Below are 15,647 nucleotides of genomic sequence, written 5' to 3'. Positions count from 1 at the left end.
TAGCAGGTGTTTATTCGCACAACATGATGCTATGCTGACCAAACCATGTTTAGTAAATTAAACAAAGAAAATGAATACTCTCCCTGAACATTCATGTGACGTGTTGATTATCGGTAGCGGCGCAGCTGGACTTTCACTGGCGCTACGCCTGGCTGACCAGCATCAGGTCATCGTTCTAAGTAAAGGCCCGGTAACGGAAGGTTCAACATTTTATGCCCAGGGCGGTATAGCCGCCGTGTTTGATGAGACTGACAGCATTGACTCGCATGTGGAAGACACATTGATTGCCGGGGCTGGTATTTGCGATCGTCATGCAGTTGAATTTGTCGCCAGCAATGCACGATCCTGTGTGCAATGGCTAATCGACCAGGGGGTGTTGTTTGATACCCACATTCAACCGAATGGCGCAGAAAGCTACCATCTGACCCGTGAAGGTGGACATAGTCACCGTCGAATTCTTCATGCCGCCGACGCCACCGGTAGAGAAGTAGAAACCACGCTGGTGAGCAAGGCGCTGAACCATCCGAATATTCGCGTGCTGGAGCGCAGCAACGCGGTTGATCTGATTGTTTCTGACAAAATTGGCCTGCCGGGCACGCGACGGGTTGTTGGCGCGTGGGTATGGAACCGAAATAAAGAAACGGTGGAAACCTGCCACGCAAAAGCAGTGGTACTGGCAACCGGCGGTGCGTCGAAGGTTTATCAGTACACCACCAATCCGGATATTTCTTCTGGCGATGGCATTGCTATGGCGTGGCGCGCAGGCTGCCGGGTTGCCAATCTCGAATTTAATCAGTTCCACCCTACCGCGCTGTATCACCCACAGGCACGCAATTTCCTGTTAACAGAAGCACTGCGCGGCGAAGGCGCTTATCTCAAGCGCCCGGATGGCACGCGTTTTATGCCCGATTTTGATGAGCGCGGCGAACTGGCTCCGCGCGATATTGTCGCCCGTGCTATTGATCACGAAATGAAACGCCTCGGCGCAGATTGTATGTTCCTCGATATCAGCCATAAGCCCGCCGATTTTATTCGTCAGCATTTCCCGATGATTTATGAAAAGTTATTGGGACTGGGGATTGATCTCACGAAAGGCCCTGTGCCGATTGTGCCTGCTGCACACTATACCTGCGGTGGTGTAATGGTGGATGATCATGGGCGTACGGACGTCGAAGGTTTGTACGCCATTGGCGAAGTGAGTTATACCGGCTTACACGGCGCTAACCGCATGGCCTCGAATTCATTACTGGAGTGTCTGGTTTACGGCTGGTCAGCGGCGGAGGATATTACCAGGCGTATGCCTTATGCCCACGACGTCAGTACGTTACCGCCGTGGGATGAAAGCCGTGTTGAGAACCCTGACGAACGGGTGGTGATTCAACATAACTGGCACGAGCTACGTCTGTTTATGTGGGATTACGTTGGCATTGTGCGCACAACGAAGCGCCTGGAACGCGCCCTGCGGCGGATAACCATGCTCCAACAAGAAATAGACGAATATTACGCCCATTTCCGCGTCTCAAATAATTTGCTGGAGCTGCGTAATCTGGTACAGGTTGCCGAGTTGATTGTTCGCTGTGCGATGATGCGCAAGGAGAGTCGGGGGTTGCATTTCACGCTGGATTATCCGGAACTGCTCACCCATTCCGGTCCGTCGATCCTTTCTCCCGGCAATCATTACATAAACAGATAAAAAGCCTGGGTCAGCGCCGTATACGCTTCGGAATAGTTCTGGTCTGGCCCACGAATGACTAAGCGATCGCTAAAGCATTCTCCCGCCTGCGGGGAGAATGCCAGCAGCACCCGATGCGGCAGTCGCGCTTCGTTTTCCGCCACATCCGTCCGCAAACGTAAATGCCAGCCCATACTTAATGCCAGTTCAGTAAAACCATTACCAATCTGCTCTGGCAGCACCACGCAGAAAAATCCCTCTTCGGTAATGCACTCCGCCGCACAGGTCAGCAACGATGGGTGATCAAGCGTAGTGGTATAGCGAGCCTGTTCCCGTTGAGGTGTCGAGCACTCTACTCCCTGCTGATAGTAAGGTGGGTTACTGATGATTAAATCGAAGCGTACTGTCTGCTGTGTGATCCACTGCTGAATATCCGCCGTATGGACGTTAATCCGCTCTGCCCACGGGGACTGGTTGATATTTTCCTGCGCCTGCGCGGCAGCTTCACTTTCCAGTTCAACTGCATCAATCATTACGCTGTCATCGGTTCGCTGCGCCAGCATTAATGCCAGCAACCCGCTACCCGCGCCGATATCAAGGCAACGTTTTACCCCAGCCACCGGTGCCCATGCGCCCAGCAAAATGCCATCCGTTCCCACTTTCATCGCACAACGATCGTGAGCAACAAAAAACTGTTTAAAAGTAAATCCATTACGACGAAGCACGGATGTAGACTGTGACATGAAAATAAAACCTTGCAGGAAAAACGGCGATAGCACCGGGTGAGAACAATACCCGAGAAGCGATATCCATACAAACAGATGAAGATTGCAGCCGTAACGTCTATAATCAGCGCCCCACACAGAGGTAGAACATGACTGTAACGACTTTTTCCGAACTTGAACTCGACGAAAGCCTGCTGGAAGCCCTCCAGGATAAAGGTTTCACTCGCCCGACCGCCATTCAGGCTGCCGCCATTCCGCCTGCGCTCGATGGCCGTGATGTACTCGGTTCTGCGCCGACAGGCACCGGTAAAACGGCGGCGTATCTGCTGCCAGCGTTGCAGCACCTGCTCGATTTCCCACGTAAGAAATCCGGTCCGCCGCGTATTTTGATCCTCACCCCAACTCGCGAGCTGGCGATGCAGGTGGCCGATCATGCCCGCGAACTGGCGAAACATACGCATCTGGATATCGCCACCATCACCGGCGGCGTGGCCTATATGAACCACGCGGAAGTGTTCAGCGAAAATCAGGACATCGTGGTCGCCACGACCGGACGTCTGCTGCAATACATAAAAGAAGAGAACTTCGATTGCCGCGCGGTTGAAACGCTGATCCTCGACGAAGCAGACCGTATGCTGGATATGGGCTTCGCTCAGGATATCGAACATATTGCTGGCGAAACGCGCTGGCGTAAACAGACCCTGCTCTTTTCGGCAACGCTGGAAGGCGATGCGATTCAGGACTTTGCCGAGCGTCTGCTGGAAGATCCGGTGGAGGTTTCTGCCAATCCGTCCACCCGTGAGCGCAAAAAAATTCATCAGTGGTATTACCGCGCCGATGACCTGGAACATAAAACCGCATTGCTGGTGCACCTGTTAAAACAGCCGGAAGCGACCCGCTCAATTGTGTTTGTGCGTAAGCGTGAGCGTGTGCATGAGCTGGCAAACTGGCTGCGCGAAGCGGGCATCAACAACTGCTATCTCGAAGGTGAGATGGTACAGGGCAAGCGTAACGAAGCGATCAAGCGTTTGACCGAAGGTCGCGTAAACGTACTGGTTGCAACCGATGTTGCCGCGCGCGGTATCGACATTCCTGACGTCAGCCACGTCTTTAACTTCGATATGCCGCGCAGTGGCGATACTTATTTGCACCGTATCGGACGTACCGCGCGCGCCGGTCGTAAAGGCACCGCGATTTCGCTGGTGGAAGCCCATGACCATCTGCTGCTGGGCAAAGTTGGTCGCTATATTGAAGAGCCAATTAAAGCTCGCGTAATTGACGAGTTACGCCCGAAAACGCGTGCGCCAAGCGAGAAGCAGACCGGCAAGCCATCGAAGAAAGTACTGGCAAAACGCGCCGAGAAGAAAAAAGCTAAAGAGAAAGAGAAGCCGCGGGTGAAAAAACGCCATCGCGACACCAAAAATATTGGTAAGCGCCGTAAACCGAGCGGAACGGGCGTGCCACCGCAAACGACAGAAGAGTAATCTCAATGCCGGGTTTAAGCCCGGCATTATTTTTATCCCGGCAAAAAACACTCTTCAACACACTGAATAAAAATGTGCATCGCCGGGCTAACCGCTTTTCCGGCATGGTGAGCGCACATTGCCGTAATGGTCTGCGACTGTTCGCCAAAAGGCAATTCGATTAATTCGCCACTCGCAAGTTCATTTGCCACTGTAAAGCGCGGCAGGTAACTGACCCCGATATTTGCCGCGACACAACGCTTGATGCTTTCGATACTTATAAGCTCAATGGTGTTTTCCACCGTGATCCGTCGCTGGCGCAGCGTGCTCTCAAATATCTGGCGGAAGACACATTGCGGTTCATTGATAATAAAACTACAGGCGTTATGTCTTCCCGGCTCAGTAAAATCGACATCTGCAATTTGCGGTGAAGCTACCAGCACCAGCGATTGTTCACCCAACTCTCGTCGGTTCAGAGCATCATCATTCCCTACGCGGTAAAAGACGCCGACATCAGCCTCATCATTCAGTAGCGCATCACGGATCACGTAACAGTTCAGAGACTGCAACGATAAACACACTTTTGGTGCGCGTTGCCGAAAACGCTGCAACACCTGCGGCATTCGGTAAGAAAGCAACGTTTCGCCTGAAACAACGCGTAGTTCCCCGTCCGGATCCGACTCTTTTTTGGCAGCCTCACGAAGGGTATCCATCACTCTGGTGAGTTCATAGATGTGCGGCAGCAGCTTTTTTCCTTCGCGGGTAAGGCACATTCGTCGACCAATTTTCTCAAATAACTGGACTGAGAACTCCTGCTCAAGCTGCTGAATATGAAAAGTCACCGTCGATTGTGTGCAGCACAATTTTTGCGAAGCTCGCAAAAAGGAACCCTCTTCCACCACGGTTTTAAGTGTAATAAAACGGCGCAGATCCATAACCCCAAACCTATCGAAAATATCGAATTTAGAATATTAAAACATTCATTTTTTTAAATGTTTCGTGTCGGGTACTGTCTACCAAAACAGAGGAGATAACAAGTGACACCGACCCTTTTAAGTGCTTTTTGGACTTACACCCTGATTACCGCCATGACGCCAGGACCGAACAATATTCTCGCCCTTAGCTCTGCTACGTCGCATGGATTTCGTCAAAGTACTCGCGTGCTGGCAGGGATGAGTCTGGGATTTTTGATTGTGATGTTACTGTGTGCGGGCATTTCATTTTCACTGGCAGTGATTGACCCGGCAGTGGTACACCTTTTGAGTTGGGCGGGGGCGGCATATATTGTCTGGCTGGCGTGGAAAATCGCTACCAGTCCAACAAAGGAAGATGGGCTTCAGACAAAACCAATCAGTTTTTGGGCCAGCTTTGCTTTGCAGTTTGTGAACGTCAAAATCATTTTGTATGGCATTACAGCACTGTCGACATTTGTCCTGCCACAAACGCAGGCGTTAAGCTGGGTGATTGGCGTCAGCGTTTTGCTGGCGATGATTGGGACGTTTGGCAATGTGTGCTGGGCGCTGGCGGGGCACCTGTTTCAGCGATTGTTTCGCCAGTATGGTCGCCAGTTAAATATCGTGCTCGCGCTGCTGCTGGTCTATTGCGCGGTACGCATTTTCTATTAATGAAAAAAGCGGAAGAGGTCGCCCTCTTCCGCTTAGTAACTTGCTACTTAAGCCTTACAGGCTTTCAGTAAAGGTACGAGCGATAACGTCGCGCTGCTGTTCCGGAGTCAGAGAGTTAAAGCGAACTGCATAACCGGATACACGGATGGTCAGCTGCGGATATTTTTCCGGATGCTTAACTGCATCTTCCAGAGTTTCACGACGCAGAACGTTTACGTTCAGGTGTTGACCACCTTCAACGCGAACTTCTGGTTTCACTTCTACTGGAACTTCACGGTACTCAATGTCACCCAGTTTGCTTACTGCAACCACTTCGTCTTCTGCAAAACCTGCTTTCGCAACGATGCAACGCGCTTCGCCTTTTTCGCTGTCCAGCAGCCAGAAAGAGTTCAGCAGATCGTCGTTAGCGGCTTTAGTAATCTGGATACCTGTAATCATGTGATGCCTCCCCGGCAAAATTATTTGATTTGTTCAGCCTGTCGCGGCCAATTGGTAAAACCATTGTTGCTTGAGTGTATATATACTCCTCAAACACCCTTGATTCTTTGATTTAAATCAATAGAAACCACATATCGAATGTGGTCACAAATGGATTTTATTGTTTTACATCAACTTATGCAGGTGTGAAATTTTACCAATTTACATTTTTTTGCACTCGTTTAAGTCTAAAAAATGAGCATGATTTTGTTCTGTAGAAAGAAGCAGTTAAGCTAGGCGGATTGAAGATTCGCAGGAGAGCGAGATGGCTAACGAATTAACCTGGCATGATGTGCTGGCTGAAGAGAAGCAGCAACCCTATTTTCTTAATACCCTTCAGACCGTCGCCAGCGAGCGGCAGTCCGGCGTCACTATCTATCCGCCACAAAAGGATGTCTTTAACGCGTTCCGCTTTACAGAGTTGGGTGACGTTAAAGTGGTGATTCTCGGCCAGGATCCTTATCACGGACCGGGACAGGCGCATGGTCTGGCATTTTCCGTTCGCCCCGGCATTGCGACACCGCCGTCACTGCTGAATATGTATAAAGAGCTGGAAAATACTATTCCCGGTTTCACCCGCCCTAATCATGGTTATCTTGAAAGCTGGGCGCGTCAGGGCGTTCTGCTACTCAATACTGTGTTGACGGTACGCGCAGGTCAGGCGCATTCCCACGCCAGCCTCGGCTGGGAAACCTTCACCGATAAAGTGATCAGCCTGATTAACCAGCATCGCGAAGGCGTGGTGTTTTTGTTGTGGGGATCGCATGCGCAAAAGAAAGGGGCGATTATAGATAAGCAACGCCATCATGTACTGAAAGCACCGCATCCGTCGCCGCTTTCGGCGCATCGTGGATTCTTTGGCTGCAACCATTTTGTGCTGGCAAATCAGTGGCTGGAACAACGTGGCGAGACGCCGATTGACTGGATGCCAGTATTACCGGCAGAGAGTGAGTAAATTTGCGGGAAAATGCCGGATGGCAGAGTTGCCACCCGGCTGATTTATCAGGCTTTATTCTGACGCCACCATTCGCCAAGAAGAACGCCGGTTGCGACAGAGATATTCAGCCCGGCAACGTTGCCAGTACCATCAATCTTCACGCGCAGATCGTTCGGATCGCGTGCGGCATCCGGTAACCCTTCATATTCCTGACCCAGCACCAGTACCATTTTCGCTGGCAGACTGGTTTTGAACAGCGGTTTACCCTGCTCGCTGGAAGTTGTCACTACGGTGTAACCCGCCTGACGGAAATCATCCAGCACGTTAACAATGTTGTCGCCAGTAATCGGCTGAACGTGCTCTGCGCCGCCTTCTGCGGTACGGATAGCCGCCCCAGACTCCAGCAGTGCTGCATCCTGCACCACAACACCTTTCACGCCGAAGTGCGCACAGCTACGCATCATGCCGCCCAGGTTATGCGGGTTAGATTCGTTTTCCAGGGCCAGTACACAATCCTGCGCGCCAGCCTGGCTTACCCACTGCTGCACGGTTGTACCGTTACGCTTTTTGATCAGGAAGCAAACGCCGCCGTGATGTTCCGTGCCTGACGCTTTTGTCAGTTCCGCTTCATCCACCACATGGTACGCTTTGCGGTTTGCCGCCATCCAGCGCAAGGCTTCTTTAAAACGTGGCGTTACGCTCTGGATAAACCAGGCGCGAACAATCGCTTCCGGACGGCTCTGGAACAGTGCCTGACAGGCGTTTTCTCCGTAGACGCGGGTTTCTTCCGCACGCTGACGACGCAAAACTTCCGGATCAATAAAACTTTTACCACTGATGCCACCGTGATCGGCCTTTTCCGGCGTCTCATCACCCGGCGCGCGGGAAACCGTGCGCCACGGCGAATCTTCCCACTTGCGGTCACGGGGCTGACTCTGTTTGTCATCGCGGGCGGGGCGACGGCCACCGTCAGCACGAGATTTTCCTGGACGCCCGCCCCCTTTCCCGGTACGCGGGTTGTGGGTACGTTTATCAGAATCATCATCACTGCGGACATACATCACTTTGACCTTGCCGCTTTTACCTTTCATTTCATCGTTCATGCTTTTCTCCACCAGCGCTGCGCGAAGCGCGCAGATTACCCGAAGTCCGCGCGGTTCGCCATGATTTCGTTCCAAAGCCTGTGTCTATCATACCCATTGAATAAAACAGATTGTTGTCTGGAACAATGTCCCCGATAATATGTAACATATTAGAAACATACCGGCGTCGTTGCCGATAAGTCTCCTTACTCATCCCGAGGTTAGTTATGAATACCGTTTGTACCCATTGTCAGGCCATCAATCGCATTCCCGACGATCGGATCGAAGATGCGGCAAAATGCGGACGCTGCGGTCACGACTTGTTTGACGGAGAGGTGATTAATGCGACCGGTGAAACGCTCGACAAATTGCTGAAAGATGATCTACCTGTGGTGATCGACTTCTGGGCACCGTGGTGCGGCCCCTGCCGTAATTTCGCACCAATTTTTGAAGATGTCGCGCAAGAGCGTAGCGGTAAAGTGCGCTTTGTGAAAGTGAATACCGAAGCTGAACGTGAATTAAGCAGTCGCTTTGGAATTCGTAGTATACCGACGATCATGATTTTCAAAAACGGTCAGGTTGTCGACATGCTTAATGGCGCAGTACCGAAAGCGCCGTTTGATAGCTGGCTGAACGAATCTCTTTAATCTTACCGGGGCGCATCTTGTGCCCCGTTTTCTCCTCTGCGACAATGGCGTTTTTTCGACGCTCTCTTATGACCGAAAACGCTGTTCTCCAGTTACGCGCCGAGCGTATTGCGCGCGCAACACGTCCTTTTCTTGCCCGCGGTAATCGCGTTCGTCGCTGCCAACGCTGTCTTTTGCCAGAGAAATTATGTCTCTGTTCGACAATTACCCCAGCACAAGCAAAAAGTCGCTTCTGTTTGCTGATGTTCGACACCGAGCCAATGAAGCCCAGTAATACCGGGCGTCTGATTGCTGATATTTTGCCTGATACCGTTGCGTTTCAATGGTCGCGTACCGAACCCTCGCTAGATTTGCTGGATCTGGTACAAAACCCGGACTATCAGCCAATGGTGGTCTTTCCCGCCTCGTATGCTGATGAGCAACGGGAAGTGATCTTCACACCACCTGCCGGTAAGCCTCCGCTATTTATCATGCTCGATGGTACCTGGCCGGAAGCTCGCAAGATGTTTCGTAAAAGTCCGTATCTGGATAATCTTCCCGTCATTTCCGTCGATCTTTCCCGGCTTTCTGCCTATCGCCTGCGTGAAGCCCAGGCTGAAGGCCAATATTGTACTGCCGAGGTAGCCATCGCACTGTTAGATATGGTCGGCGATACCGGGGCGGCGGCAGGGTTAGGCGAGCATTTTACCCGCTTTAAAACACGCTATCTGGCAGGAAAAACGCAACATCTGGGTAGCATCACAGCAGAACAGTTAGAAAGCGTTTAAAATCATTCGGTCACTTCTGCGGGAGACCGGTATGAGTCAGCGAGGACTGGAAGCACTACTGCGACCAAAATCGATTGCGGTAATTGGCGCATCGATGAAACCCAATCGCGCAGGTTACCTGATGATGCGTAACCTGCTGGCGGGAGGCTTTAACGGACCGGTACTCCCGGTGACGCCTGCCTGGAAAGCAGTGTTGGGTGTGTTGGCCTGGCCGGATATTGCCAGCTTGCCCTTTACACCAGACCTTGCGGTTTTATGTACCAATGCCAGCCGTAATCTTGCTCTTCTGGAAGAGCTCGGCGAGAAAGGCTGTAAAACCTGCATTATTCTTTCCGCCCCGTCATCGCAACACGAAGATCTCCGCGCCTGCGCCCTGCGCCATAACATGCGCCTGCTTGGACCAAACAGTCTGGGTTTACTGGCTCCCTGGCAAGGTCTGAATGCCAGCTTTTCGCCTGTGCCGATTAAACGCGGCAAGCTGGCGTTTATTTCGCAATCGGCTGCTGTCTCCAACACCATCCTCGACTGGGCGCAACAGCGTGAGATGGGCTTTTCCTACTTTATTGCGCTCGGCGACAGCCTGGATATCGACGTTGATGAATTGCTCGACTATCTGGCGCGCGACAGTAAAACCAGCGCCATCCTGCTCTATCTCGAACAGTTAAGCGACGCGCGACGCTTTGTTTCGGCGGCCCGTAGTGCCTCGCGCAATAAACCGATTCTGGTGATTAAAAGCGGACGTAGCCCGGCGGCTCAACGTCTGTTGAACACCACGGCAGGAATGGATCCAGCGTGGGATGCGGCTATTCAGCGTGCCGGTTTGTTGCGGGTACAGGATACCCACGAACTGTTTTCGGCGGTGGAAACCCTTAGCCATATGCGCCCGCTGCGTGGTGACCGGTTGATGATTATCAGCAACGGTGCTGCGCCTGCCGCGCTGGCGCTGGATGCCTTATGGTCACGCAATGGCAAGCTGGCAACGCTAAGCGAAGAAACCTGCCAGAAACTGCGCGATGCACTGCCAGAACATGTGGCAATCTCTAACCCGCTCGATCTACGCGATGACGCCAGCAGTGAGCACTATATTAAAACGCTGGATATCCTGCTCCACAGCCAGGATTTTGACGCGCTGATGGTTATTCATTCGCCCAGCGCCGCTGCTCCCGCAACAGAAAGCGCGCAAGCATTAATTGAAGCGGTAAAGCATCATCCCCGCAGCAAGTATGTTTCTCTGCTGACGAACTGGTGTGGCGAGCACTCCTCGCAAGAGGCACGACGATTATTCAGTGAAGCCGGGCTGCCGACCTATCGCACGCCGGAAGGAACCATCACTGCTTTTATGCATATGGTGGAGTACCGGCGTAATCAGAAGCAACTACGCGAAACGCCGGCGTTGCCCAGCAATCTGACCTCCAATACCGCAGAAGCGCATCTTCTGTTGCAACAGGCGATTGCCGAAGGAGCAACGTCACTCGATACCCATGAAGTTCAGCCCATCCTGCAAGCATATGGCATGAACACGCTCCCCACCTGGATTGCCAGCGATAGCACCGAAGCGGTGCATATTGCCGAACAGATTGGTTATCCGGTGGCGCTGAAATTGCGTTCGCCGGATATTCCACATAAATCGGAAGTTCAGGGCGTCATGCTCTACCTGCGTACAGCTAATGAAGTCCAGCAAGCGGCAAACGCTATTTTCGATCGCGTAAAAATGGCCTGGCCGCAGGCGCGGATCCACGGCCTGTTGGTGCAAAGTATGGCTAACCGTGCTGGCGCTCAGGAGTTGCGGGTTGTGGTTGAGCACGATCCGGTTTTCGGGCCGTTGATCATGCTGGGCGAAGGCGGTGTGGAGTGGCGTCCTGAAGATCAAGCCGTCGTCGCGTTACCACCGCTGAACATGAACCTGGCCCGCTATCTGGTTATTCAGGGGATCAAAAGTAAAAAGATTCGTGCGCGCAGTGCGCTACGCCCATTGGATGTTGCAGGCTTGAGCCAGCTTCTGGTACAGGTTTCCAACTTGATTGTCGATTGTCCGGAAATTCAACGTCTGGATATTCATCCTTTGCTGGCTTCTGGCAGTGAATTTACCGCGCTGGATGTCACGCTGGATATCGCGCCGTTTGAAGGCGATAACGAGAGCCGGCTGGCAGTGCGCCCTTATCCGCATCAGCTGGAAGAGTGGGTAGAATTGAAAAACGGTGAACGCTGCTTGTTCCGCCCGATTTTGCCAGAAGATGAGCCACAACTTCAGCAGTTCATTTCGCGAGTCACCAAAGAAGATCTTTATTACCGCTACTTTAGCGAGATCAACGAATTTACCCATGAAGATTTAGCCAACATGACGCAGATCGACTACGATCGGGAAATGGCATTTGTAGCGGTACGACGTATTGATCAAACGGAAGAGATCCTCGGCGTCACGCGTGCGATCTCCGACCCTGATAACATCGATGCCGAATTTGCCGTGCTGGTTCGCTCGGATCTCAAAGGGTTAGGCTTAGGTCGACGCTTAATGGAAAAGTTGATTACCTATACGCGAGATCACGGACTGCAACGTCTGAATGGTATTACGATGCCAAACAATCGTGGCATGGTGGCGCTGGCCCGCAAGCTCGGGTTTAACGTTGATATCCAGCTCGAAGAGGGGATCGTTGGGCTTACGCTAAATCTTGCCCAGCGCGAGGAATCATGAGTAAGGTACTGGAAATGTTGACCACTTAATCGGGACTGGTGTTATTATTGCCCGCTTATGTCGTCTGCATTGCACAGAGGACCCTTCAATGAACAGAGAAGAAATGCACTGTGATGTTGTCAAAATTTAAGCGTAATAAACATCAACAACACCTTGCCCAACTACCCAAGATTTCTCAATCAGTTGATGATGTCGATTTCTTTTACGCTCCCGCCGACTTCCGGGAGACGCTGCTGGAAAAAATAGCCAGCGCGAAGCAGCGCATTTGCATTGTCGCCCTGTATCTCGAACAGGATGACGGTGGCAAAGGCATTCTGAACGCGTTGTATGAGGCTAAAAGGCAGCGTCCGGAACTGGATGTGCGGGTGCTGGTCGACTGGCATCGTGCACAACGTGGACGCATTGGCGCTGCGGCATCTAACACTAACGCTGACTGGTACTGCCGCATGGCGCAGGAAAATCCGGGCGTAGATGTTCCGGTTTATGGCGTTCCAATCAATACCCGTGAAGCCCTTGGTGTTCTGCACTTTAAAGGCTTTATCATCGACGATAGCGTACTTTATAGCGGTGCCAGCCTGAACGATGTTTACCTGCATCAGCACGATAAATATCGCTACGACCGTTATCATCTGATCCGTAACCGTAAGATGTCAGACATTATGTTTGAATGGGTTACACAGAATATTATGAATGGCCGCGGCGTTAATCGTCTGGATGATGTTAATCGGCCAAAAAGCCCGGAAATCAAGAACGACATTCGCCTGTTCCGCCAGGAGCTGCGTGATGCCGCTTATCATTTCCAGGGCGATGCCGACAACGATCAGCTTTCCGTAACGCCGCTAGTGGGGCTGGGGAAATCGAGTCTGTTGAACAAGACTATTTTCCATCTTATGCCTTGTGCCGAGCAGAAACTAACCATCTGCACACCTTACTTCAACCTGCCAGCAATCCTTGTGCGCAATATTATCCAGTTGCTGCGCGAAGGGAAAAAGGTCGAAATTATTGTTGGTGATAAAACCGCGAATGACTTCTACATTCCGGAAGATGAACCTTTCAAGATAATTGGCGCATTGCCTTATCTCTATGAGATCAATCTGCGTCGTTTCCTGAGCCGTTTGCAGTATTACGTCAATACTGACCAATTAGTGGTTCGGTTATGGAAAGATGACGACAACACCTATCACCTGAAAGGGATGTGGGTTGATGATAAGTGGATGTTGATCACCGGTAATAACCTGAACCCGCGCGCCTGGCGTCTGGATCTGGAAAACGCCATTTTGATCCACGATCCGCAACTGGAGCTTGCGCCACAGCGAGAGAAAGAACTGGAGCTGATCCGCGAGCATACCACCATCGTTAAGCACTATCGCGATCTGCAAAGTATTGCCGATTATCCGGTGAAGGTTCGTAAACTCATCCGTCGTTTGCGCCGTATCCGCATCGACCGATTAATTAGCCGCATCCTGTAATCACAACCCCGTCCTGTACGGGGTTTGTTTTTTGGAGGCCACGTTTTGCGTATTCTTTTTGTCTGCTCGCTATTGTTACTTTCTGGATGCAGCCATATGGCTAACGATAGCTGGAGCGGGCAGGATAAAGCTCAACACTTTATCGCCTCGGCGATGCTTTCCGCCGCCGGAAATGAATATGCACAGCATCAGGGGATGAGCCGGGATCGCAGTGCCATGTTTGGATTGATGTTCTCTGTCAGTCTGGGGGCGTCAAAAGAGCTTTGGGATAGCCGCCCTGAGGGGAGCGGCTGGAGCTGGAAGGATTTTGCCTGGGATATCGCCGGTGCAAGCACCGGCTATACCGTCTGGCAACTGACTCGTCACTAAAGCCGCATCCCTTTTCCTTTACGGTGCAATGTTAGTGAAACCAGAAACGCCACCACGGCCATCAAGGTCACATACCAGAAGAAGGCTGTTTCCATTCCTATTGATTTCAGCGACAACGCTACGTACTCCGCCGACCCACCAAATATAGCATTGGCGACCGCATATGACAGACCAACGCCTAATGCGCGAACCTGTGCCGGGAACATCTCAGCCTTCAGTATTCCACTGATTGAAGTATAAAAACTCACTATCAGCAGGGCGCACATCACCAGACCAAAAGCGGCATAAGGCGAGGAAACGTTCTGCAATGCTGAGAGAATAGGAACGGTAAAAATGGCTGCCAGCGAACCGAAACATAACATTGAGGTACGGCGACCAATCTTATCCGACAGCGCGCCAATGAGTGGTTGAATAAGCATGAATACAAACAATGCGGCAGTCATAATGCCACTCGCCACGTTGGCATGCATTCCCGCAGTATTTACCAGATACTTCTGCATATAAGTGGTGAAGGTATAGAAACAAAGGGAGCCCGCAGCGGTAAAACCGAGAACCATGATGAATGCACGGCGATTGCGCCATAATCCTTTCAGAGATCCAGCTTCTTTTAAAGCGCGCGTTTCTTGTTGTGAAGTTTCATCTAACTGACGACGTAACCACAACGCCACAACAGCTAACACAGCTCCTAACGCGAAAGGAATACGCCATCCCCACTCTCTGAGTGCAGCGTCTTCCATGGTGTGTTGTAAAACCACGACAACCAGTAGAGCTAGCAGTTGCCCGCCGATCAACGTCACATACTGAAATGATGCGTAAAAACCTTTGCGCCCTTCAACGGCAACTTCACTCATATAGGTGGCGCTGGTGCCATATTCTCCGCCAACGGATAATCCCTGGAATAAACGAGCAAGAAGCAATAATGCCGGAGCCCAGGTACCGATTGTTTCGTAGCCTGGCAAACAGGCGATAACCAGTGAGCCGAAACACATCATACACACCGATAATAGCATCGATTTTTTGCGACCATGTTTATCGGCTATGCGGCCAAATAGCCAACCGCCTATTGGGCGCATCAGAAATCCCGCAGCAAAAACACCTGCTGTTTGTAGTAGTTGAGTCGTCGTGTTCCCGGAAGGGAAGAAGATGTGGGCAAAGTAGAGTGAACAGAACGAGTAGACATAGAAATCGAACCACTCGACCAGATTACCTGAAGAGGCCCCCACAATCGCCCAAATGCGGCGACGAGTATCACTACTTGTCAGTTTGCTGTCTGCCGTTACAGTACTTTCAGCCATGCCATTATGTCTCCTGCCGTAATCCGATGCTTTTGTCAGTCGCTGTTGTTTATTTTTTTTGGTAAAAAAATGTTATACATTTGTTGCGTATCATTATGCAACCTTAACCATGAATTTAGTTAGCAGGAAAATGGTTATTGAGGAGCTTAAGGATAAATTTCTGGTAAGGAGGACACGTATGGAAGTAGGCAAGTTGGGGAAACCGTATCCGTTGCTGAATCTGGCATATGTGGGAGTATAAGACGCGCAGCATCGCATCAGGCATTTTTTTCTGCACCAATGCAAAAAGGCCATCCTGACGGATGGCCTTCTGCTTAATTTGATGCCTGGCAGTTCCCTACTCTCGCATGGGGAGACCCCACACTACCATCGGCGCTACGGCGTTTCACTTCTGAGTTCGGCATGGGGTCAGGTGGGACCACCGCGC

Annotated in this window: 14 protein-coding genes and 1 rRNA gene; 9 read left to right on the top strand and 6 right to left on the bottom strand. The window is 51.5% G+C overall.

Annotated elements, in window-relative coordinates; translation table 11 throughout:
• Positions 1–70 precede the first annotated feature (70 nt).
• Entirely contained in the window at positions 71–1,693 is a 1,623-nt protein-coding gene (gene nadB / locus ACJHWR_RS11985) for an L-aspartate oxidase (protein WP_001094468.1), read from the top strand.
• Here the strand turns inward: nadB and trmN are convergent.
• Positions 1,678–2,415: a tRNA(1)(Val) (adenine(37)-N(6))-methyltransferase TrmN gene (gene trmN, locus ACJHWR_RS11980; protein WP_001295363.1), complete on the bottom strand. Its 738-nt coding sequence runs from the start codon at positions 2,413–2,415 to the stop codon at positions 1,678–1,680. The two genes, nadB and trmN, sit on opposite strands and share 16 nt — an antisense overlap.
• Before the next feature lie 131 nt (positions 2,416–2,546).
• Between trmN and srmB the strand changes: the two genes are divergently transcribed.
• A complete protein-coding gene (gene srmB / locus ACJHWR_RS11975; protein ID WP_000219193.1) occupies positions 2,547–3,881 on the top strand; it encodes an ATP-dependent RNA helicase SrmB in 1,335 nt (444 codons plus the stop codon).
• 32 nt (positions 3,882–3,913) lie between these two features.
• Here the strand turns inward: srmB and ACJHWR_RS11970 are convergent, their stop codons facing one another.
• Positions 3,914–4,795 (bottom strand): LysR family transcriptional regulator, encoded by an 882-nt coding sequence (locus ACJHWR_RS11970; protein WP_000365853.1) that lies wholly within the window; start codon positions 4,793–4,795, stop codon positions 3,914–3,916.
• Between the two features lie 102 nt (positions 4,796–4,897).
• Here ACJHWR_RS11970 and eamB point away from each other — a divergent pair, with 102 nt between their 5' ends.
• Positions 4,898–5,485: a cysteine/O-acetylserine transporter gene (eamB, locus tag ACJHWR_RS11965; protein WP_000189211.1), complete on the top strand. Its 588-nt coding sequence runs from the start codon at positions 4,898–4,900 to the stop codon at positions 5,483–5,485.
• A 54-nt stretch (positions 5,486–5,539) separates the two neighbouring features.
• Here eamB and grcA read toward each other — a convergent pair whose 3' ends face one another.
• Positions 5,540–5,923 carry an autonomous glycyl radical cofactor GrcA gene (gene grcA, locus ACJHWR_RS11960; protein ID WP_000627804.1) on the bottom strand — a complete coding sequence of 128 codons (384 nt, stop codon included), beginning with the start codon at positions 5,921–5,923 and terminating at the stop codon, positions 5,540–5,542.
• A gap of 304 nt (positions 5,924–6,227) precedes the next feature.
• On the opposite strand from grcA, the gene ung reads away from it, so the two are divergent.
• A complete protein-coding gene (gene ung / locus ACJHWR_RS11955) occupies positions 6,228–6,917 on the top strand; it encodes a uracil-DNA glycosylase (protein WP_001262723.1) in 690 nt (229 codons plus the stop codon).
• Between the two features lie 47 nt (positions 6,918–6,964).
• On the opposite strand, the gene ACJHWR_RS11950 is transcribed toward ung, so the two are convergent.
• Complete coding sequence (locus ACJHWR_RS11950) at positions 6,965–8,002, bottom strand: tRNA/rRNA methyltransferase (protein ID WP_000997403.1); 1,038 nt, start codon at positions 8,000–8,002, stop codon at positions 6,965–6,967.
• Between the two features lie 206 nt (positions 8,003–8,208).
• Here ACJHWR_RS11950 and trxC point away from each other — a divergent pair, with 206 nt between their 5' ends.
• From trxC to ACJHWR_RS11925, 5 genes are all read left to right on the top strand, one after another.
• On the top strand, positions 8,209–8,628 hold the full coding sequence (gene trxC / locus ACJHWR_RS11945) for a thioredoxin TrxC (RefSeq protein ID WP_001098726.1): 420 nt from the start codon (positions 8,209–8,211) through the stop codon (positions 8,626–8,628).
• A gap of 68 nt (positions 8,629–8,696) precedes the next feature.
• Positions 8,697–9,395, top strand: coding sequence for a tRNA-uridine aminocarboxypropyltransferase (gene tapT / locus ACJHWR_RS11940; RefSeq protein WP_001361606.1), 699 nt, complete (start codon positions 8,697–8,699; stop codon positions 9,393–9,395).
• A gap of 31 nt (positions 9,396–9,426) precedes the next feature.
• Complete coding sequence (gene patZ / locus ACJHWR_RS11935; protein ID WP_000083012.1) at positions 9,427–12,087, top strand: peptidyl-lysine N-acetyltransferase PatZ; 2,661 nt, start codon at positions 9,427–9,429, stop codon at positions 12,085–12,087.
• Positions 12,088–12,200: 113 nt separating this feature from the next.
• Complete coding sequence (gene pssA, locus ACJHWR_RS11930) at positions 12,201–13,556, top strand: CDP-diacylglycerol--serine O-phosphatidyltransferase (RefSeq protein WP_000949265.1); 1,356 nt, start codon at positions 12,201–12,203, stop codon at positions 13,554–13,556.
• Between the two features lie 45 nt (positions 13,557–13,601).
• Positions 13,602–13,925 carry a YfiM family lipoprotein gene (locus ACJHWR_RS11925; protein ID WP_071601965.1) on the top strand — a complete coding sequence of 108 codons (324 nt, stop codon included), beginning with the start codon at positions 13,602–13,604 and terminating at the stop codon, positions 13,923–13,925.
• Here the strand turns inward: ACJHWR_RS11925 and kgtP are convergent.
• The gene (kgtP, locus tag ACJHWR_RS11920; protein WP_000841104.1) at positions 13,922–15,220 is read right to left on the bottom strand and encodes an alpha-ketoglutarate permease; all 1,299 of its coding nucleotides are present in this window, start codon (positions 15,218–15,220) and stop codon (positions 13,922–13,924) included. The two genes, ACJHWR_RS11925 and kgtP, sit on opposite strands and share 4 nt — an antisense overlap.
• Positions 15,221–15,544: 324 nt before the next feature.
• A 5S ribosomal RNA gene (gene rrf / locus ACJHWR_RS11915) occupies positions 15,545–15,647 on the bottom strand; the annotation flags it as partial.

The organism is Escherichia sp. WS568 (genome assembly GCF_046486085.1).
GTDB lineage: Bacteria > Pseudomonadota > Gammaproteobacteria > Enterobacterales > Enterobacteriaceae > Escherichia > Escherichia coli.
This window is presented reverse-complemented; position numbering and strand designations above follow the sequence as displayed.

Excerpts from the sequence above, each read along its gene's own strand:
- nadB (WP_001094468.1), top strand. The coding sequence starts at position 71 with ATGAATACTCTCCCTGAACATTCATGTGACGTGTTGATTATCGGTAGC.
- trmN (WP_001295363.1), bottom strand. The coding sequence starts at position 2,415 with ATGTCACAGTCTACATCCGTGCTTCGTCGTAATGGATTTACTTTTAAA.
- srmB (WP_000219193.1), top strand. The coding sequence starts at position 2,547 with ATGACTGTAACGACTTTTTCCGAACTTGAACTCGACGAAAGCCTGCTG.
- ACJHWR_RS11970 (WP_000365853.1), bottom strand. The coding sequence starts at position 4,795 with ATGGATCTGCGCCGTTTTATTACACTTAAAACCGTGGTGGAAGAGGGT.
- grcA (WP_000627804.1), bottom strand. The coding sequence starts at position 5,923 with ATGATTACAGGTATCCAGATTACTAAAGCCGCTAACGACGATCTGCTG.
- ung (WP_001262723.1), top strand. The coding sequence starts at position 6,228 with ATGGCTAACGAATTAACCTGGCATGATGTGCTGGCTGAAGAGAAGCAG.
- ACJHWR_RS11950 (WP_000997403.1), bottom strand. The coding sequence starts at position 8,002 with ATGAACGATGAAATGAAAGGTAAAAGCGGCAAGGTCAAAGTGATGTAT.
- trxC (WP_001098726.1), top strand. The coding sequence starts at position 8,209 with ATGAATACCGTTTGTACCCATTGTCAGGCCATCAATCGCATTCCCGAC.
- tapT (WP_001361606.1), top strand. The coding sequence starts at position 8,697 with ATGACCGAAAACGCTGTTCTCCAGTTACGCGCCGAGCGTATTGCGCGC.
- patZ (WP_000083012.1), top strand. The coding sequence starts at position 9,427 with ATGAGTCAGCGAGGACTGGAAGCACTACTGCGACCAAAATCGATTGCG.
- pssA (WP_000949265.1), top strand. The coding sequence starts at position 12,201 with ATGTTGTCAAAATTTAAGCGTAATAAACATCAACAACACCTTGCCCAA.
- kgtP (WP_000841104.1), bottom strand. The coding sequence starts at position 15,220 with ATGGCTGAAAGTACTGTAACGGCAGACAGCAAACTGACAAGTAGTGAT.